At 39.7% G+C, this 17,859-nt stretch carries 17 protein-coding genes; 9 read left to right on the top strand and 8 right to left on the bottom strand.

The window, feature by feature from the left end:
* Positions 1–3: 3 nt before the first annotated feature.
* Positions 4–2,211 (bottom strand): RelA/SpoT family protein, encoded by a 2,208-nt coding sequence (locus tag ACIQXP_RS17170; RefSeq protein WP_145860499.1) that lies wholly within the window; start codon positions 2,209–2,211, stop codon positions 4–6.
* Between the two features lie 109 nt (positions 2,212–2,320).
* On the opposite strand from ACIQXP_RS17170, the gene ACIQXP_RS17165 reads away from it, so the two are divergent.
* From ACIQXP_RS17165 to ACIQXP_RS17150, 4 genes are all read left to right on the top strand, one after another.
* On the top strand, positions 2,321–2,935 hold the full coding sequence (locus ACIQXP_RS17165) for a DUF4294 domain-containing protein (protein WP_387506227.1): 615 nt from the start codon (positions 2,321–2,323) through the stop codon (positions 2,933–2,935).
* Positions 2,936–2,941: 6 nt separating this feature from the next.
* Positions 2,942–3,454, top strand: a complete 513-nt coding sequence (locus ACIQXP_RS17160) for a glutathione peroxidase (protein ID WP_293741409.1) — start codon at positions 2,942–2,944, stop codon at positions 3,452–3,454.
* 108 nt (positions 3,455–3,562) lie between these two features.
* Positions 3,563–4,279, top strand: coding sequence for a bacillithiol biosynthesis deacetylase BshB1 (gene bshB1, locus ACIQXP_RS17155; RefSeq protein WP_293741410.1), 717 nt, complete (start codon positions 3,563–3,565; stop codon positions 4,277–4,279).
* A 1,214-nt stretch (positions 4,280–5,493) separates the two neighbouring features.
* The gene (locus tag ACIQXP_RS17150; RefSeq protein WP_387506224.1) at positions 5,494–6,855 is read left to right on the top strand and encodes an acyl-CoA dehydrogenase family protein; all 1,362 of its coding nucleotides are present in this window, start codon (positions 5,494–5,496) and stop codon (positions 6,853–6,855) included.
* Positions 6,856–6,964: 109 nt separating this feature from the next.
* Here the strand turns inward: ACIQXP_RS17150 and ACIQXP_RS17145 are convergent, their stop codons facing one another.
* The 4 genes from ACIQXP_RS17145 to ACIQXP_RS17130 form a co-directional block, all read right to left on the bottom strand.
* A complete protein-coding gene (locus ACIQXP_RS17145; protein WP_387506222.1) occupies positions 6,965–7,207 on the bottom strand; it encodes a hypothetical protein in 243 nt (80 codons plus the stop codon).
* 399 nt (positions 7,208–7,606) lie between these two features.
* Entirely contained in the window at positions 7,607–8,008 is a 402-nt protein-coding gene (locus tag ACIQXP_RS17140) for a hypothetical protein (RefSeq protein ID WP_293741412.1), read from the bottom strand.
* Positions 8,009–8,010: 2 nt separating this feature from the next.
* The gene (lat, locus tag ACIQXP_RS17135; RefSeq protein ID WP_293741413.1) at positions 8,011–9,342 is read right to left on the bottom strand and encodes an L-lysine 6-transaminase; all 1,332 of its coding nucleotides are present in this window, start codon (positions 9,340–9,342) and stop codon (positions 8,011–8,013) included.
* Between the two features lie 219 nt (positions 9,343–9,561).
* The gene (locus ACIQXP_RS17130) at positions 9,562–10,092 is read right to left on the bottom strand and encodes an NAD(P)H-dependent oxidoreductase (RefSeq protein WP_387506220.1); all 531 of its coding nucleotides are present in this window, start codon (positions 10,090–10,092) and stop codon (positions 9,562–9,564) included.
* Positions 10,093–10,189: 97 nt separating this feature from the next.
* Here ACIQXP_RS17130 and ACIQXP_RS17125 point away from each other — a divergent pair, with 97 nt between their 5' ends.
* Entirely contained in the window at positions 10,190–10,579 is a 390-nt protein-coding gene (locus ACIQXP_RS17125; RefSeq protein WP_293741415.1) for a winged helix-turn-helix transcriptional regulator, read from the top strand.
* 14 nt (positions 10,580–10,593) lie between these two features.
* Here ACIQXP_RS17125 and ACIQXP_RS17120 read toward each other — a convergent pair whose 3' ends face one another.
* Together ACIQXP_RS17120 and ACIQXP_RS17115 are read right to left on the bottom strand one after the other, a co-directional pair.
* The gene (locus ACIQXP_RS17120; RefSeq protein ID WP_387506218.1) at positions 10,594–11,463 is read right to left on the bottom strand and encodes a 1-aminocyclopropane-1-carboxylate deaminase/D-cysteine desulfhydrase; all 870 of its coding nucleotides are present in this window, start codon (positions 11,461–11,463) and stop codon (positions 10,594–10,596) included.
* A 66-nt stretch (positions 11,464–11,529) separates the two neighbouring features.
* Positions 11,530–12,561 carry a DUF6588 family protein gene (locus ACIQXP_RS17115; protein ID WP_293741417.1) on the bottom strand — a complete coding sequence of 344 codons (1,032 nt, stop codon included), beginning with the start codon at positions 12,559–12,561 and terminating at the stop codon, positions 11,530–11,532.
* A gap of 104 nt (positions 12,562–12,665) precedes the next feature.
* Here ACIQXP_RS17115 and ACIQXP_RS17110 point away from each other — a divergent pair, with 104 nt between their 5' ends.
* The 3 genes from ACIQXP_RS17110 to ACIQXP_RS17100 all read left to right on the top strand — a co-directional run bounded on the left by ACIQXP_RS17110 (position 12,666) and on the right by ACIQXP_RS17100 (position 15,421).
* Positions 12,666–13,694, top strand: a complete 1,029-nt coding sequence (locus ACIQXP_RS17110) for an RluA family pseudouridine synthase (protein ID WP_090985218.1) — start codon at positions 12,666–12,668, stop codon at positions 13,692–13,694.
* Positions 13,695–13,697: 3 nt separating this feature from the next.
* The gene (locus ACIQXP_RS17105) at positions 13,698–14,537 is read left to right on the top strand and encodes an aminotransferase class IV (RefSeq protein WP_293741418.1); all 840 of its coding nucleotides are present in this window, start codon (positions 13,698–13,700) and stop codon (positions 14,535–14,537) included.
* A gap of 137 nt (positions 14,538–14,674) precedes the next feature.
* Positions 14,675–15,421: a hypothetical protein gene (locus ACIQXP_RS17100; protein ID WP_293741419.1), complete on the top strand. Its 747-nt coding sequence runs from the start codon at positions 14,675–14,677 to the stop codon at positions 15,419–15,421.
* Between the two features lie 373 nt (positions 15,422–15,794).
* Here ACIQXP_RS17100 and fmt read toward each other — a convergent pair whose 3' ends face one another.
* Entirely contained in the window at positions 15,795–16,703 is a 909-nt protein-coding gene (gene fmt, locus ACIQXP_RS17095) for a methionyl-tRNA formyltransferase (RefSeq protein ID WP_387506215.1), read from the bottom strand.
* Between the two features lie 89 nt (positions 16,704–16,792).
* On the opposite strand from fmt, the gene ACIQXP_RS17090 reads away from it, so the two are divergent.
* Entirely contained in the window at positions 16,793–17,836 is a 1,044-nt protein-coding gene (locus ACIQXP_RS17090) for a DNA topoisomerase IB (RefSeq protein ID WP_387506213.1), read from the top strand.
* The last annotated feature ends 23 nt before the right edge of the window (positions 17,837–17,859 follow it).

Below are 17,859 nucleotides of genomic sequence, written 5' to 3'. Positions count from 1 at the left end.
TACCTATGCGTCAAACCTGGTTACTCCGGTAACACCCCTTACTTTTAATAAATTTTTAATCAGGTTTTCCAGGTGTTCGGTATCATTTACAAAAATCATAATCGAACCATCAAAAATCCCCTCATTGGTATCGACGGTAATTGAGCGCATATTTACTTTAAAATCAGTAGAAATCACGCGTGTAATATTGTTGATTAAGCCAACGTCATCAATACCTACAATACGTAAGCCGGTTAAGAAGGTTAATTCCTGTTGTTTATTCCATTTGGCTTTAACCACCCGGTAGCCATAATTGGCCATTAGCTGCGCGGCATTCGGGCAGTTGGTACGGTGTATTTTTATTCCTTCGCTCACAGTGATGAATCCAAAAACGTCGTCACCAGGTATGGGGTTACAGCAGGCTGCCAACGTATAATCAATACGCTGCATATCTTCTCCAATGAGTAAGATATCAGAATCTCCTCCTTTAATTTTACTCTTTATTCCATCAACAGAAAGATTTTCAGGGCGTTCGGGACCGCGGTGTTCAACTTCTTTTCCGCTTAGCAGGTACTCTTTAATATCTTTTAGTTCTATTTTACCGAGGGCAACATTTACAAAGAGTTCCTGGGTAGATGGTAGTTTAAAGAAATAACTCAGTTTTTGAATGTTATCGGTATTGTAAGTGATTTTAAGCGATTTCAGTTTTCTTTCCAAAATCTCCTTACCATTTTCGGCAATTTTCCGTTTTTCTTCTTTTAGTGATGATTTAATTTTCGATTTGGCTTTAGCCGTAACCACCACATTGAGCCAATCTTCTTTAGGGGTTTGTTTGCTCGAGGTGATGATCTCTACCTGATCGCCATTTTGAAGTTTGTATGAAATAGGAACCAGTTTGTGGTTAACCTTGGCCCCAATACAGGTTGCACCTACATCGGTATGGATCTCGAAAGCAAAATCCAACGCTGTAGCACCTAAAGGCAGTTGGATTAAAGCACCTTTTGGTGTGAAAATAAAAATCTCATCCGAGAAAAGGTTCATTTTAAAATCATCGAGGAAATCCAAAGCGTTGGCTTCAGGATTACTCAACATTTCGCGTACTTTCTGTATCCACTGATCAAGGCCGTTGTCATTGCTCGACTCTTTGTATTTCCAATGTGCTGCAAAACCTTTTTCTGCAATCTCATTCATGCGTTGCGTACGAATCTGTACTTCCACCCATTGCCCGCGCGGTCCCATTACCGTGGTGTGCAAGCTTTCGTATCCATTTCCTTTTGGAGATGATACCCAATCGCGTAATCGATCTGGATTTGGACGGTATAAATCGGTTACGATGGAATATGCTTTCCAGCAATCAGCCTTTTCATTTTCAGGAGCCGAATCCAAAATAATCCGGATGGCAAAAAGATCATAAACCTCTTCAAAAGGGATATTTTTCTTTTTCATTTTATTCCAGATGGAGTGGATCGACTTAGGCCTGCCATAAACATCAGCCACTAAACCTTGTTCGTGCACAATCTCGTCAATAGGCTCTACGAATTTTTTGATGAAGAGTGCACGCTCTGCCTTTTTCTCATTTAATTTTTTTGCAATAAATTTATAGGTGTCAGGATCAAGATATTTCATTGAAAGATCTTCCAACTCTGATTTTATAGCGTATAAACCTAAACGGTGGGCAAGGGGAGCATATAAATAAATAGTTTCTGAAGCGATTTTAAGCTGCTTGTGGCGGGGCATAAAATCCATTGTACGCATATTGTGCAAACGATCTGCGAGTTTGATCAGGATTACCCTTACATCATCAGCCAGGGTAAGCAACATTTTACGGAAATTCTCGGCCTGTAAAGAGCTGTTGGTGTCAAAAACACCTGATATTTTGGTTAAGCCATCGATTATTTTAGCGGTTTTTTTGCCAAATTCGCGTTCAATATCTTCTAAAGTGATGTCAGTATCCTCTACCACATCGTGCAATAAGGCGCATACAATGGAAGTGGTTCCAAGTCCAATTTCTTCAGCAGCAATCTGTGCAACGGCAATAGGATGGTAAATATAGGGCTCGCCAGATTTGCGCCGCATATCTTTATGGCTTTCGAGTGCCATATCAAAAGCTTTTCGGATTTCTTTTTTATCCCCCTTCTGTAAGGTAGATTTACTTGCCCGAAGTAAGGCCCTGTATCTTTTTAGAATCTCTTGCTTTTCCGCCTCTAAATCAATCACTAACTCTGTTTTCATTTGTATTTTTTGCGTAAAAATTGCGTCTTATTTATGAATAAAACTTATATTAGTTCTGTTAAACAACTAATATATGAAATAACACCTAACTTTGTAAAAGTATAAATTTATGAAATTTAAAGGGCTATTTTTTCTTTGTATTGTAATGATTTATGGTGTTTCACTGCATGCGCAGGAACCAACTGCCCCTGTATTCCCTAAATTAGGTAAAAGCGATACGATAAGAGTAGCCTCGACAAATGATAACGGCGTGATGATTCCATGGATGCAACTGAATGAGGTTAACATTTATGCGGCCAGAATCTGGAAATCGCCGGCAGAGCAGGCCGCTTATAACCGTTTACGGTATAACGTATTGAAAGTAATGCCCTATGCTTTGTTTGCCAAACGCCGCTACGAACAACTGGAGCAGGATTTAGCTAAAACTTCAGAGAAAAAACAACAGAAACAATTGGTTAAACAATGTGATAAAGAAATAAAAGACATGTTTAACCGTGAGATAAAAGAGTTGACGATTACACAAGGCCAGATTTTAACGAAACTGATTGACCGTGAAGTGGGCAGAACAACCTATGATATTGTGAAACAAACCAAAGGCGGTTTTGCGGCATTTTCGTATCAGATTGTTGCACGAGTGGTAGGACATAATTTAAAAAGCACTTACGATCCGAATACAGATAGGGATATAGAATCTATTATCCGTACTTCGGGATTTTATCAATAACATACTATGCAGGATCGCATACCCAATATTTATTCCTTTAAGGTGAAGAAAGTTAACGGCGAAGAACAACCGTTATCAGCATATCAAAACAAGGTTGTTTTAATTGTAAATACCGCATCAGAATGTGGTTTAACACCCCAGTTAAAGGAGTTACAGCAACTTAAGGATGAGATTAATAATCCTGATTTTGAAATCCTGGGTTTCCCTTCTAATGATTTTGGAAAGCAGGAACCTTTGAACGGAGCTGATATTGCATCTTTCTGCGAGATCAATCATGGTGTAAAATTTCCGGTTTTTGATAAGATTGTCGTTCGCGGGGAAAACGCTCACCCACTTTATCAATTCCTGAGTGATAAAAAACAAAATGCCAAATTAAGTTCGAAACCCCGGTGGAACTTCCATAAATATATTGTAAACAGAAATGGCGAGCTGGAAGATTATTTCTTCCCGTTCACCAAGCCTTTGAATCCGAAAATTAAAAAGAAAATTCAGCAGTTGCTGAGCCAAAATGCCCGATAATTGAATTAATGAAACCGACATTATTGAAATAATCATTAAGCCAGATGGATAATGATTATTTTAATGATCAAAGGTTCCATCTGACAATTAAAAAACACGAAAACACAGATGAACTTAGATATTTTAGTAATCGCTGTGCATCCTGATGATGCGGAGCTTTGCTGTTCAGGTACGATTTTAAAACATATTGCCTTAGGTAAAAAAGTGGGCATTGTAGATTTAACCAGGGGTGAACTTGGTACAAGGGGGACAGCAGAAACAAGAGATGAAGAAGCGGCAGATTCAGCCAAGATTTTAGGATTGCATATCCGCGAAAATTTAAGGATGAGGGATGGATTTTTTCAGAACGATGAATATCACCGTTTGGAAGTGATTAAAGCCATTAGAAAATATCAACCAGAAATTATCTTAAGCAATGCGCTTGAAGACCGCCACCCCGATCATGGAAGGGCTGGCGACCTGGTTTACGATTCGGTTTTTTTATCGGGTTTACCAAAAATTGAAACATCAATTGATGGGATTAAACAGGAAGCACACCGTCCAAGATTGTTATTGCAGTTCATCCAGGATCGGTATTTACAACCTGATATTATCGTAGATATCTCTGATCATATGGATAAAAAGATCGAATCCATCCAGGCTTTTAAAACACAGTTTTATAATCCCGATGTAGAAGGTCAGCAAACTTATATCTCCTCTCCGGAATTTTTTGAAAGCGTAATTGGCCGTTCAAGAGAATTTGGTAAAAGCATTGGCGCAACTTTTGGCGAAGGTTTTACTTCGCGAAAATTGTTGGGCGTAGATAATTTATTTGATTTAAGGTAGGTCTTTTTTTAACCGCAAAGCTCGCAGAGAAAGGCGCCAAGCTGGCCACATTTTTCTAGATTCGTTTAAACCTCAATGCCCTCTGTGGAAAAACTGAAATAATGCTTTGATCTTAACCACAGAGGCTCACAGAGAAAGGCACAAAGAGCATCGAGCTGGGTCCATTTTTTAATGACTTGAAACCTCAAATATCTTTGTGAAAAAGTTTTGCGCCCTTAGCGGATAGAATCTCTATGTTCCTCTGTGCAAACCTCAATGCCCTCTGTGGAAAAACTGAAATAATGCTTTGAACTTAACCACAGAGGCTTACAAAGAAAAGCACAAAGAGCATCGAGCTGGGTCCATTTTTAATGACTTGAAATCTCAAATGTCTTTGTGAAGAAGTTTTGCGCCCCTGGCGGTTAAAATCTCTGTGTTCCTCTGTGCAAACCTCAATGCCCTCTGTGGAAAAACTGAAATAATGCTTTGATCTTAACCACAGAGGCTCACAGAGAAAGGCACAAAGAGCATTGAGCTGGGTCCATTTTTTAATGACTTGAAACCTCAAATATCTTTGTGAAAAAGTTTTGAGCCCCTAGCGGTTAAAATCTCTGTGTTCCTCTGTGCAAACCTCAATGCCCTCTGTGGAAAAACTGAAATAATGCTTTAATCTTAACCACAGAGGCTTACAGAGAAAGGCACAAAGAGCGCCAAGCTGGGCACATTTTTCTTGATTTGTTTAAATTTCAATGCCCTCTGTGGAAAAACTGAAATAATACTTTGATCTTAACCACAGAGGCTCACAGAGAAAGGCACAAAGAGCATCGAGCTGGGTCCATCTTTTAATCACTTGAAACCTCAAATGTCTTTGTGAAAAAGTTTTGCGCCCTTAGCGGTTAAAATCTCTATGTTCCTCTGTGCAAACCTCAATGCCCTCTGTGGAAAAACTTAAATAATGCTTTGATCTTAACCACAGAGGCTCACAGAGAAAGGCACAAAGAGCATTGAGCTGGGTACATTTTTTAATGACTTGAAACCTCAAATATCTTTGTGAAAAAGTTTTGCGCCCTTAGCGGTTAAAATCTCTGTGTTCCTCTGTGCAAACCTCAGTGCCTTCTGTGGTAAAAATAAAATGATGCTTTGCGTTTCTTTGCGGAAAAACTTTGCGCCCTTTGCGGTTATTTAGACAGCCCAACAAAATAGCCCTTCATTTGTTATTCTCAAAATGAATAATAATGGCGAATATATTTTCATCTCTCAAAAACGCTTACCATCTTTTTAAACATGTAGACTTCGATAAGCTGGAAGCTTTATCAAAAAAAGTCGATTTACCCAAAATGGTCGAAACGATCTCGAGCCTGGATGATAAACAGATTCAGGGAATGATGAAAATGATGGGCGGATCTGGCAAAAAGAAAGCGTTGCCACCTATAGAAGGCGACTTTTATCATTTAGGCGATGAAGCACTAAAAGATGAGGACCGTGCGCTCCAGTTAAAGGTACGTGCCTTTTTGGAACAGGAAGTGAAACCCATCGTTAACCATTACTGGAACAAAGCAGAATTTCCATTTGAAATTATTCCAAAACTTGCCGAGCTCAATATTTGTGGTTTAACCTACAAAGGTTATGGCTGTCCCGGGAAATCCAATTTAATGGAGGGCATTTTAGCAATGGAGATGGCCAGGATCGATACTTCTATATCAACTTTTTTTGGTGTACAGAGTGGCCTGGCCATGGGTTCAATATACTTATGTGGCTCGGAGGAACAAAAACAGCAGTGGCTACCGCTAATGCAGCAATTTAAAATTATCGGGGCATTTGGGTTGACTGAGCCTGAAGTAGGGTCTGCTGCTGCCGGCGGACTAACCACAACATGTAAAAAAGTAAATGGCAAATGGATATTAAACGGTCAGAAAAAATGGATTGGTAATGCCACTTTTGCAGATATCCTAATTATCTGGGCACGTGATGAAGAAACCGGGGACGTAAAAGGGTTTATCGTGAAGAAAGATAATCCGGGTTTTGCTGTAGAGAAAATGCAGGATAAAATGGCCCTAAGGATTGTACAGAATGGCTTGATTACCTTAACCGACTGCGAGGTAGAAGAAGCCGATCGCCTTCAAAATGCAAACTCATTTAAAGATACGGCAAAGGTTTTGCAAATGACACGTGCAGGAGTAGCCTGGCAGGCAGTAGGTTGTGCGCGCGGCGCTTATGAAAATGCCCTGGAATATACGCGCACCCGAAAACAGTTTGGTAAACCCATTGCATCTTTTCAATTGATTCAAAATCACCTGGTAGAAATGTTATCGAATTTAACTGCAATGCAAACACTTTGTTTCCGTTTATCGCAACTACAAGATCAGGGATTATTAAAAGATGAACATGCTTCGCTAGCCAAAGTTTTTTGTTCATTAAGAACGCGCGATGTAGTAAGCAAAGCAAGAGAAGTGATGGGCGGAAATGGTATTTTGCTCAAATACAATGTAGCACGTTTTGTGGCCGATGCAGAAGCCATTTATTCGTATGAGGGTACCAAAGAAATTAATACGCTGATTGTAGGTAGGGCGATAACAGGGTTTTCAGCTTTTGTTTAGATGATGGGAACTTAACGAAGTTTGAAAGGGTAATTAGTTGCTTGTCAGTCTGAGCGTAGTCGAAGACTGCTGTGCATAATGATTAATTTTTAGGTTTTGGAAATGAGTGTCAGTATTTCATAGGTACTGTTGCCCTGCCATTCGCTGAAATCTTTTTGCACATTTTGTAGTGCCGGGGTTTAAACCCGCGTGCTGTAGTTACAGATGCTTCGTGCCTCAGCATGGCAGTATATTTAGGGTGTAAAGAAGCAAAAAGGATTTGCGCTGCTGTCAGGTCTATCGAACAACGGCGTGCTTTCAAGGCAATAAACTTAGTATATAAAGTGAGCAGGGCGGAGATTGCGTGGAGCATAAATATTATCCATGTACCGATTCTCGTGAAACTATGAGGGGGAACTCCCCTCCTGATTCAGGAGGGGTGGGGGTGGTTATAAAGGAAATTCTATTTAGTCCTTTCCCTTTCAGGAGAAAGATGCCGATAGGGGATAGGGTTTAGGGCGCTCGCTAGCATTCGGTCGTCACCCGATAGTCATGTGACCTCGTACACATGTCAATCTAAATGCATAGGAAATGCTTTGTGACCCTCTGTGTTCGGCTTTTTGTCCTCTGTGGTTCAACCTCAGTTAAACTTTAGCATAACTGCGGAAATCTGCTAGGCCGCAAAGCGGGACTGAAAATGCCAAATGCGCAGCACCCTTCATTTCCAAATAATCATAAATTTTTAGGTTTCGGCCCGACGTTTAACTTCTTTTTAAAACGGATGTTTATTAAATGCCACCTGGCTCATCGCACTTTTTTCATATAAAGCAATACAGTCTTTGTTAAAGGCAGGATCAAAATTTATCTCTCCGGGCTGTAAGCGTTGTGGAATATTTGCATGATGCATAAAAAAATACACTTTTGTGTTGCCGTATTTGGTATGGGGCATTAAATTACCATAATCTTCCATTTCTTTCCAGATCGAATCTTTAACGGTCACCACATAAATCCGTTGTATTGGACCAGTGTTGTTTTCATTTCTATACTTAAGCATTTCTTTAAAGCCGGCTTTCATATCACTAATCCCAGGCTGATCAAAAATATCTTTAACTATAAAAAAGATCAATACCAAAACCCCTGCAAGCAGGAAATAAACAAACGATTTTCGCTTCATGCCTACAATAAAGGCAATATTTTTTCCATAACGGTCAGGCCTTCGTCAATATGCTTTTGCTCAATGCAAAGTGCCGGGCGGAAACGGATGGTTCGCTCACCACAACCTAAAAACATCACATTGTTTTCCAGCCCCTTGCCAATAAAGGCATTGCGCATTTCTTTTGTCGGGAAATCGAAAGAACATAACAATCCTCTTCCGCGTACATTTGTCATCTGATCAAATTTATGCGCCAGGTTTTCTAATTGATCTTTTAAGTATTTGCCAACTTTTGCTGCGTTCTCACATAGCTGATCCTCTTCCACGATCTGTAAAATTTGGGAAGAACGCACCATATCCACTAAATTGCCGCCCCATGTCGAGTTAATCCGGCTGGGTACTTTAAATACATTGCTTTCAATTTCGTCTACCTTATTACCAACAAGAATGCCACAAACCTGCATTTTTTTGCCAAAAGCGATAATATCCGGCCGGGCTTTTTCACTAAAGTGCTGGTGGCACCAGAATCTACCGGTTAACCCCACACCGGTTTGTACTTCATCATAAATCAAAAAAGCATCATTTTCATCTGCCAATGTTTTAAGTTGGATTAAAAACTCTTCCCGCAGATGGTTATCTCCACCTTCTGATTGGATCGGTTCTATAATAATGGCACAGATTTCATCTTTATTTTCTGCAAAGGCTTTTTTAATCCGGGCGAGCGAGGCTTCTTCAGTTGCAATGGCATGATTTAAGTTATCTCCGGAAAGTGGAAAGCTAACTTCCGGAACAGCTACCCTTGGCCAATCGAACTTGGCAAACCATTTTGTTTTATCTGGCAGGGTATTGGTTAAACTCAGTGTGTAACCCGTACGGCCATGAAAAGCCTTTTCGAAGTGCAAAACCTTGAAACCTCTTTCTTCGGTATATCCCTTGGCAAAGTTTTTTTGAACTTTCCAGTCCATGGCAACCTTAATGGCATTTTCTACTGCTAAGCCTCCACCTGCAATAAAAAAAGCATGAGGCAGATAATCAGGAATGCCAATTTTAGAAAATGTTTCCAGGAATTGTGCATACTGCTGGGTGTAAACATCGGAATTTGATGGATTGGCCAGAGCGGCCAGTAAAAGATTCTTTTTAAAAGCTTCATCACCAACCATTTTTGGGTGGTTGTAACCTAAAGGAACCGAAGCAAAGCAAGTGAAAAAATCGAGTAAAGTCCTATTGTATTTAGAGTCGTAAATGTAAGCGCCATGGCTTTTTTCCATATCATAGGTCAGGTCGAAACCATCGGCCAAAATGTGTTTACTTAACGATTCGTTAACGCGATCTGCAGGTACTGTTAATTGATACATAAACTTGGTTTTGGTATAATCCAAATTTAGTTAAATGTGCCTAAAATCAAAATTAAGCACTTTTTCTGCACTTTTCGGAAAAAATAGGTTTAAACAGTTTAAAGTATGATTATAGACAAAAACCTATTTTGGACTTCACAGATGTGGAAAACTTTTTCAGTAAAATCGCATTTGAGCAATACATTTTTTACTCTTAAATTAAGAGATATGAATGATATCTTACAATTTTTCAAGAAAATCCAGGTACAGCGGAACACTTTTTTCAACCCATTCTGGTGACGGGTTATGATCGATTCCATAGTATGCGAAAAGAGGTCTATAATCGGCTTTAACGTATTCAAAGGAAAGCTCAAAAGGGCGCGTAAGTTCTTCCAATAGATATTTGTAAATACCAGAAGGATTGAGCTCGGCTTGCTCTACACCTAATGAAATGGCCAGTGCAATTTTCTTTCCCGCAACCTTATAGCCACTTTTGCTTCCATATGCCCAACCATGCGTAAGGACTTCGTCTAGCCACTTTTTAAAAAAGGCCGGGCAGTTAAACCAATAATAAGGGAACTGAAATACTATCTTTTCATATGTTTCGATCAGTTTTTGCTCAGCAGGCACATTAATTTTTTCATCAGGATAAACTTCATGCAATTGATGCACATGGAATTTATCAGGGAATTTACCAAGTTCTTCGATCCACCTTCTGTTAACAACAGAGTTTTGAATATCAGGATGAATGACGATAATGAGTGTTTTCATTTTAGCAGCCTTAAATTATTAACTACAAAAATAAGGTAGCTTGCATAGAATATGTATATTGGCAACCAATTGTATGGTACTATAAAAAATGTAAGTAATGTCTAAAATCAAGGAAACATCGACCAATTTTGCCAATAAGCAGGCTTTAGCGGATGAATGTCCGGAAGTTTATGCTGCCCACATTATCGGAGGACAGTGGGCATTGGTCATCTGTTCCTGGCTAATTAACGGAAAACTCAGATTTGGTGAACTGAAAAAATTGTTGCCTAATATTACCGAACGCATGTTGACGCTTCAGCTCCGAAAACTGGAAGAAAACAAAATTATTAAACGTACTATTTATGCTGAAGTTCCGCCACGTGTGGAATACGAACTCACACCAATAGGTTACGAACTTAAAGCCGTTATTAAACAACTGGAAAGTTGGGGAGATAAGCACAAGGCACTGGATTCAGCAAACAGCTTAAACATTACCAAAACGAATTAAGCAAAAAGAAACTTCTAAAACTTATCCATCATCCCCAAAAGGCCCATTAGCCCACCTGTATGGATTGCCAACACTTTTTCATCTTTGCCGATAATGCCTTGTTTTGCTAAATCCTGGATGGCATAAAACATTTTTGCTGTATAAACAGGATCCAAAAGTATTCCGCTCTTTGCCGTAAAGGTTTTGATAAAGCTAATCAGTTCGGGAGTGGTTTTGGCGTAGCCTCCAAAATGATAGTCAAGATGAAGTTTGAGATGTTCAGATACAGGAGTATATTGTGCAATTTCTCCTTGAATAAAAGAAGCCCCCTTTAGTACGGGGATGATATGTAAATTCGTATTTAGCTGGTGTTGCCTGATCCCGCTCAACAAACCTGCCGCTGTAGTTCCTGTTCCGGCAGCACAAAAAATGTGATCATAAGGGACTGTTAATTCGTCGATTATCTCTGCACAGCCGATAGTGGCTTCTATAGAGGCACCCCCCTCATCTACAAAATAAGCCTGTTTATCAGCCGCAAAATTTGAATTAAACAAATTATGCTTATCCCGATAACTTTCACGGTCTGTGAAAATGAGTTTCATCCCAAATAACCGGCAAAGCAATAACATCTCATTTTTTACTTCTTCCCCACGTACAAAAGCGGTTGATGTAAACCCTGAGCGTGATGCAGCAGCGGCTGTAGCGACCAGGTGATTGGAATAAGCACCACCAAAGGTAACCAGATGAGTTTTATTTTCATCCTTTGCCTTCGCTAAAATATATTTGAGTTTACGCCATTTATTGCCCGAAATGTAGGGGTCGATAAGATCATCCCTTTTAACGAACAGGTTTTTTAAAGGTGGAAATGCTATTTCCTGTACCGGGCTATATATTTCTTCAAACATGTGTAAAAATAAAAAACACCTGAATACTTCAGGCGTTTTTGAACCATTATTATGCCTGTAAGTTTTTTATTTACCAATACCTAAACCGATACCGGCATTAACCATGCTGTATTTTGCCTGCGTATAGGAACCGTAAAACTTAAAGAAACCAAACTTTAGCTGAAAGCCTAAACTTGCTCTTACGCCGTTGATATCCCTTTGATTTACAGCAATCGGGTCGGTATAATTTACCGACTGACCATTACCAGTATCAAACGAATAGGTACCCAAAGCCTTTAAATCCGTATTGGAAGTTTGATACCCCAGACTGGCAAATGGCGTAAAAAATAAAATTTGTTTTGATACGATGGCGTCAAAATTTACACCATTGAACTTGGCATCAATGCGTTGGTCTGAATTTGCAGTATTGTTAATATTCAACGGCAAATTATATTTGTATTGGGTAAATCCTCCTGCTACAGCAATATCTACCGGCACTAATTTCTCTGTAGTCGAACCCATAAAAAGTGGCAGCAATTCTACTTTTGCACCAAAGCCGATCATTGATAAACTTCCAAGGTCGCTACCTAGTTTTATTTTAGGCATAGCTCTTAAAGTAACATCGATGTTTTTGGGTAGCCCCAATGTAGCCTGTAATTGTACTGCAGGTACAACATGGAAGCCCAAACCTTTAGGTAGATTAAAAAATGATGTAGTAGGTTGTCCGTTACTGGTGTAAATCTGCATCTTTCCGCCAACTTCGTCATTGCCAAAAGCAGTCGGCCCTATAGACGACGAACCAACTGCCGGCCTGATATTGTTCAGACCCAAAGTATTTACATCATAGCTGCGGGCTGATTGTGGCACAAAGGCGCCCGAAACCGAAAAGCGGGCATCGAATTTTAACAAACCTTTCGATTTTGCGGTATTACTCCACCCATCTGTTAAGCCAATGCCCAAACCTTTGTATAAGGGATCGAAATAAGCATTGATTAATTTAGTCGCATCGGCGGGACCAGACTTAAAAAGGTCTCCAACATTCTGTTGTGCATTAGCTTTTTGAGCAGTAATTAATAACATTAAGGCACAAATCGCCTTTAAGGTGTAGTATTTTTTCATAGAGGAAGATTTGAAACATTTTCATTATTAGTAAATATAATGCTGTTTTTGCGAAAACTGCAATCATTAAAAAAATCTTGAAGTTAAAAGTCTATTTTTGCGCCATGGAAAATGTGGCTGGATTGCAGGAATCAGAAGAACAGGAATTATACGAACATTTAAAAATTATTGTGGATAAAGGGCAGTCTTTACTGCGTATCGATAAATTTTTGATGGTACGTGTAGAAAATGCCTCAAGAAACCGGATTCAAAATGCAATTGATGCAGGAAACGTACTGGTTAACCAGAAGCAGATAAAGGCCAGTTATAAAGTTAAACCTTTTGATGAAATATCTATCGTTTTACCTCATCCGCCAAGAGATACAGAAGTTTATCCTGAAGATATTCCACTGGATATTATTTACGAAGATGGTGATTTACTTGTGGTAAACAAGCCTGCCGGGATGGTTGTACATCCTGGTTTCAATAATTATACCGGAACATTGGTTAATGCTTTGGCATTCCACTTTGAGCAACTCCCTCAGTTACCTGGAAATGACGGCCGCCCGGGCCTGGTGCACCGCATTGATAAAGATACTTCAGGCTTACTGTTGATCAGCAAAAATGAAAAATCGATTACACACCTCGCGCGCCAGTTTTTCGATCACAGCATTACCCGAAAATATATTGCGCTGGTTTGGGGTGATATTGAAAATGATGGTACCGTTACCGGTTATATTGGCCGTAGTGTAAAGGATCGCCGTGTAATGGATATTTACGATGATGAAGAAAAAGGAAAATGGTCTGTAACGCATTATAAAGTACTAAAGCGGTTGGGATATGTTACTTTGATCAGTTGCGAACTCGAAACCGGCCGTACGCACCAGATCAGGGCTCACATGCAACATATTGGTCATCCCTTGTTTAACGATGCCATGTATGGTGGCGATAAGATTTTAAAAGGCACTACGTTTAATAAATACAAACAGTTTGTAGACAATTGTTTTGAATTGCTGCCCCGTCAGGCCCTGCATGCGCAAAGTTTGGGTTTTATCCATCCTACTACTAAAGAGTACATGTATTTCGAATCGCCGTTACCGCCCGATTTTAAAGCCGGATTAACCAAATGGGAAAATTATATTGCAACATCATAAAATATGCTTCAAGAGTACCTCTTATTTAATGATGAATTTCAGGCGGTAGATGCCCCAATTTTGACAGCGGCTAACCGAAGTTTCAAATTTGGTGATGGATTGTTTGAAAGTATGCGCATGATCAATAATAAGCTGCAATTTGCAGACTTACATGCTGATCGGTTGAGTGCTGGCATGAAAGCACTAAAAATAGACGGACATGCTTTGATGGACGATTATTTTCTGCGCCAGAAAACAGCTGATTTGACAAAAAGGAACAAATGGAACGGCAATGTTCGGTTCCGACTTTCTGTTTACAGGGGAGGGGCTGGAGTATACACACCTGAAATTAATAAAGCTGGTTATATTCTGGAGGGTATTCCGCTAAAAGCCTCTACATACGAGTTAAACAGCAAAGGTTTGATTATTGATGTTTTTGACGAAATGACCAAACCAGTTAATAAACTCTCGAATTTTAAAACAGCTAATGCACTGCTTTATGTTATGGCCGGGCTTTTTAAAAGTCAACACCGCCTGGATGAGGCCATGATCCTGAATCAATATGGTTTTCTTTGCGAAAGCATCAGTGCAAATGTTTTCGTGGTATACAATAAACAGATTTATACACCTGCCCTTGCCGAAGGTTGTATCAGTGGTGTAATGCGTACAGCTATTATGCAATTATGTAAAATGAACGATATGCCTTTAATTGAGGCACAGATCAACCCCGAAATCTTAAAAGAAGCTGAAGAAGTTTTTATTACTAATGCTACTCAAGGCATACAATGGGTAATGGGCTATGGCAGGAAACGTTATTTTAACGAGGTTTCGAAGTTTTTGTCGGAGAAGTTGAACGCTTTGTAATAACCTGTCCTCAATTTCCATAGGAGGCAAATTTCTTTTGCTTCGGCGATGTTACATTTGATTTCTATCGGTTTGTGTTGACCTGAACTGTATTTTTAGTATTATTGGTCACACACACACACACAAATTTAACCGAAATGAAAAAATTACTCATGCTCGTAATGGCTTGCTATGGCCTGAACGCCCGTTCACAGCAGTTGAACGAATCCAGAAACTTTCTGTACTTCTATTCAGATTCTACAGTTTATGCACAAAAGATCAGGTTGCGACCCGATTTAACCGGCGGGTGGTCGCTTCGGGCCGATTCAAGGCGGATACCGGTGTCACAGGTCAAATTTTTTAATAATCAGGATGGCTTTTTTGCCAACACCAGAAAACTCAGTCTTTTGGGAGCGGCCTCTTTTGCTGAACGTATTATTGAAGGTAAGCTGAATCTTTATCAGGAAGTAATTTACGACGGCGTTCTTATGGAAGATGAATACTATGGATTTAGCCATTACAGGCAGCAGGCAGTAAACAACCGGATGTTCATTAATAAGGGGTATACCGATTTAAAAAGCGTAAATTATCGTAATTTAAACGAAGCAATGGCTGATAATCCGAAAAGTTTGGCGCTGTTAGGGAGATATAGGAATGCTAAAATTACGGGCATTGCTATGTATGTGGCAGCAGGAGCAGCAATTATTGCCAGTGGGGTTACGCTGATGTCAGAAGGTAAAAAAGTAGGTACCACATTCGGTGGTATGCCAAAATATGCAGACCGCAATTATACGGGCAGTTTTGTTTTGTTAGGTTTGGGGGCCGGTTTAAGTCTGGGGGGATTTCTGGTAGGCGAATCTGGTAAGAAGAATATAGAAAGGGCTATTGATAATTATAACCGGTAGCTGAACAAGATTGTTATTGCTTTCCAGAAAAAGAGGGATTTAATTTGGTCATCACGCAAAGATTTAACCAATCTCTTTTTTTGGAAAGCAAATTCTGTGGTACTTCGGTTCCGCTTGTCCCGCCCTTTGCTTAATCCCGATAAAATGATCTCATGAACAAAATATCCTTAAACGGGATAACGCTGTCGGTCGGGTTTATTTAACTTTGGACAGTAACAATGTCATAGGCATCTAAACCTGATCGATTATGATTTCTTGAATAAAAAATCTAGCTTTATTTGAAAGATCCTTCATTGCATTCAGGATTGTAAAGGTTTATTCATTCGGCTCCAGACTGATGACTTTGGACTAAAGACTCCAGACTAAGGACTACCTACAACCGTATTCCTCTTAAAAAATCTTCTATCGGCATACGTTTTTTGCCCTCATACTGAATATCCAATAGTTTGATAAAACCATCTTTAGCGGCGAATTTTAAAAAAGTTTTGCCATCGCTTAAAAAGCCTCCGGCAACAATACCTGGTTCTTTATGTTCTATTTCGGCCTTAAATATTTTTAAGGTTTTATCATTTAAAAAAGTAAAGGCGGTAGGGTATGGGCTTAACCCGCGGATTAAGTTATATATCATTTGTACCGGGTTGTTCCAGTCGATTTTGCAATCTTCTTTAAAAATTTTCGGCGCGTGTTTTAAGTTGCCGCTTTGTGGCTGCGGTTGTTCGCTAACCTCACCGGCCTCAATGGCTTTAAGCGTTTTTACTAATAGGTTGGCACCAATGTGCATCAGTTTATCATGCAGGTCGCCGGCAGTTTCTTCATCAGTTATGGGCGTACGGTCACTAAGGATAATATTGCCGGTATCGATTTCATGCGTGAGGAAAAAAGTGGTTACACCGCTTTCTTTTTCTCCGTTTATGATGGCGTGATTTATCGGGGCAGCGCCACGGTATTGTGGTAAGAGCGATCCATGAAGGTTAATGGTGCCATTTGGCGGCATATTCCATACCACTTCTGGTAACATTCTAAAAGCCACGACTACCTGTAAATCTGCCTGATATGATTTGAGTTGCTCAATAAATTCAGGATTTTTTAATTTTTCGGGTTGAAGAACAGGAATCCCTTTTTCTACCGCGTATTTTTTTACCGCACTTTCACTTAGTTTCTGCCCACGCCCTGCAGGCTTGTCTGGCGCAGTAACGACTGCAACCACATCAAAATTGGCTTGTACCAAGGCATCTAAAGAGGCTACCGCAAAATCGGGCGTACCCATAAAAACTATTTTCATACGAAAGTGTTGTGTTTCTAAAATAACGTGGTCATCCACGTTTAGTTTCGCAAAATAACTAAAAATAAACCCATACTTATAGCCAAAAAATGGTACAAGGTAAAGATGTTGTAAAAGCAAGCGGATTAGTGTATGTAACTGATGCCATGCCTGGTATTTACCGTAAAGGAAAACCAGGAAAATTTTATTATGTAGATAAAGAAGGAAATAAAGTTACAGATGACAAACACCTGGACCGGATTAAAGCACTGGTTATTCCGCCAGCATGGCAAAATGTATGGATTGCCAATAAACCCAATGCTTATTTACAGGTGACGGGAATTGATGCCGCGGGGCGAAAACAATACAAGTACCATGCGAAATGGACCAGCCGACGTGCGGAGGATAAATATTTCCGCCTCCTTGAGTTTGGAAAATCTCTGCCCAAAGCCAGGAAAAACCTACAGAAAGACCTCCGCCGCAAAGATTTCGACGAACGTAAGGTGCTGGCTATTTCGGTAGATGTACTTCAAAAAACATTAATCAGGGTAGGAAATGAGAGCTACAAACAGCTGTATGGATCTTTTGGCCTCACCACCCTACGTGATAAGCATGTAAAAATAAACGGAAGTAAAATTACCATGGATTTTGTGGGAAAAAAAGGCGTGCAGCAGAAACTGGAACTTAACGATCGTTCGCTGGCAAAACTGGTTAAAAAATGCCGTGATATTCCTGGTCAGGAGCTTTTTCAGTTTTATACACCTGATGGCGAACATAAAAGCATCGATTCCGGTAAAATAAATGCCTATATTAAAGAAATTACAGGCGATGATTTCACGGCAAAAGATTTCAGGACCTGGGGAGGTACCCTCGAAGCGCTTCGGCAGTTTGCCCAATGCCAGGTGAATGAAAATGCAGGTTTAACTAGTAAAAAACAAATTGTTGCCGTTTTAGATTGTGTAGCCAAAAAATTAGGTAACACCCGGGCGGTATGTAAAAGCTCTTACGTTTACCCGCTTTTGCTTACGGCTTACGAGAATAATCAGCTTGAAAAATACCTTAAAAAAATGAATAACCATGCACTTCAAGGTAAGGTGAGTTTAGAGCATAATGAAAAGGTGCTATTATCTTTTTTAAAATCTGGTAGCAAGTAAAAAAGCAACTATATTTGTCTTTT

The sequence above is a fragment of the Pedobacter suwonensis genome, assembly GCF_044762335.1.
Taxonomy (GTDB): domain Bacteria; phylum Bacteroidota; class Bacteroidia; order Sphingobacteriales; family Sphingobacteriaceae; genus Pedobacter.
Note: the sequence above shows the minus strand (reverse complement) of the source record. Positions and strands in the feature narration are given on the sequence as shown.

Coding starts and splice junctions, on each gene's coding strand:
- ACIQXP_RS17170 (WP_145860499.1), bottom strand. CDS start 2,211: ATGAAAACAGAGTTAGTGATTGATTTAGAGGCGGAAAAGCAAGAGATT.
- ACIQXP_RS17165 (WP_387506227.1), top strand. CDS start 2,321: ATGAAATTTAAAGGGCTATTTTTTCTTTGTATTGTAATGATTTATGGT.
- ACIQXP_RS17160 (WP_293741409.1), top strand. CDS start 2,942: ATGCAGGATCGCATACCCAATATTTATTCCTTTAAGGTGAAGAAAGTT.
- bshB1 (WP_293741410.1), top strand. CDS start 3,563: ATGAACTTAGATATTTTAGTAATCGCTGTGCATCCTGATGATGCGGAG.
- ACIQXP_RS17150 (WP_387506224.1), top strand. CDS start 5,494: ATGGCGAATATATTTTCATCTCTCAAAAACGCTTACCATCTTTTTAAA.
- ACIQXP_RS17145 (WP_387506222.1), bottom strand. CDS start 7,207: ATGCTCCACGCAATCTCCGCCCTGCTCACTTTATATACTAAGTTTATT.
- ACIQXP_RS17140 (WP_293741412.1), bottom strand. CDS start 8,008: ATGAAGCGAAAATCGTTTGTTTATTTCCTGCTTGCAGGGGTTTTGGTA.
- lat (WP_293741413.1), bottom strand. CDS start 9,342: ATGTATCAATTAACAGTACCTGCAGATCGCGTTAACGAATCGTTAAGT.
- ACIQXP_RS17130 (WP_387506220.1), bottom strand. CDS start 10,092: ATGAAAACACTCATTATCGTCATTCATCCTGATATTCAAAACTCTGTT.
- ACIQXP_RS17125 (WP_293741415.1), top strand. CDS start 10,190: ATGTCTAAAATCAAGGAAACATCGACCAATTTTGCCAATAAGCAGGCT.
- ACIQXP_RS17120 (WP_387506218.1), bottom strand. CDS start 11,463: ATGTTTGAAGAAATATATAGCCCGGTACAGGAAATAGCATTTCCACCT.
- ACIQXP_RS17115 (WP_293741417.1), bottom strand. CDS start 12,561: ATGAAAAAATACTACACCTTAAAGGCGATTTGTGCCTTAATGTTATTA.
- ACIQXP_RS17110 (WP_090985218.1), top strand. CDS start 12,666: ATGGAAAATGTGGCTGGATTGCAGGAATCAGAAGAACAGGAATTATAC.
- ACIQXP_RS17105 (WP_293741418.1), top strand. CDS start 13,698: ATGCTTCAAGAGTACCTCTTATTTAATGATGAATTTCAGGCGGTAGAT.
- ACIQXP_RS17100 (WP_293741419.1), top strand. CDS start 14,675: ATGAAAAAATTACTCATGCTCGTAATGGCTTGCTATGGCCTGAACGCC.
- fmt (WP_387506215.1), bottom strand. CDS start 16,703: ATGAAAATAGTTTTTATGGGTACGCCCGATTTTGCGGTAGCCTCTTTA.
- ACIQXP_RS17090 (WP_387506213.1), top strand. CDS start 16,793: ATGGTACAAGGTAAAGATGTTGTAAAAGCAAGCGGATTAGTGTATGTA.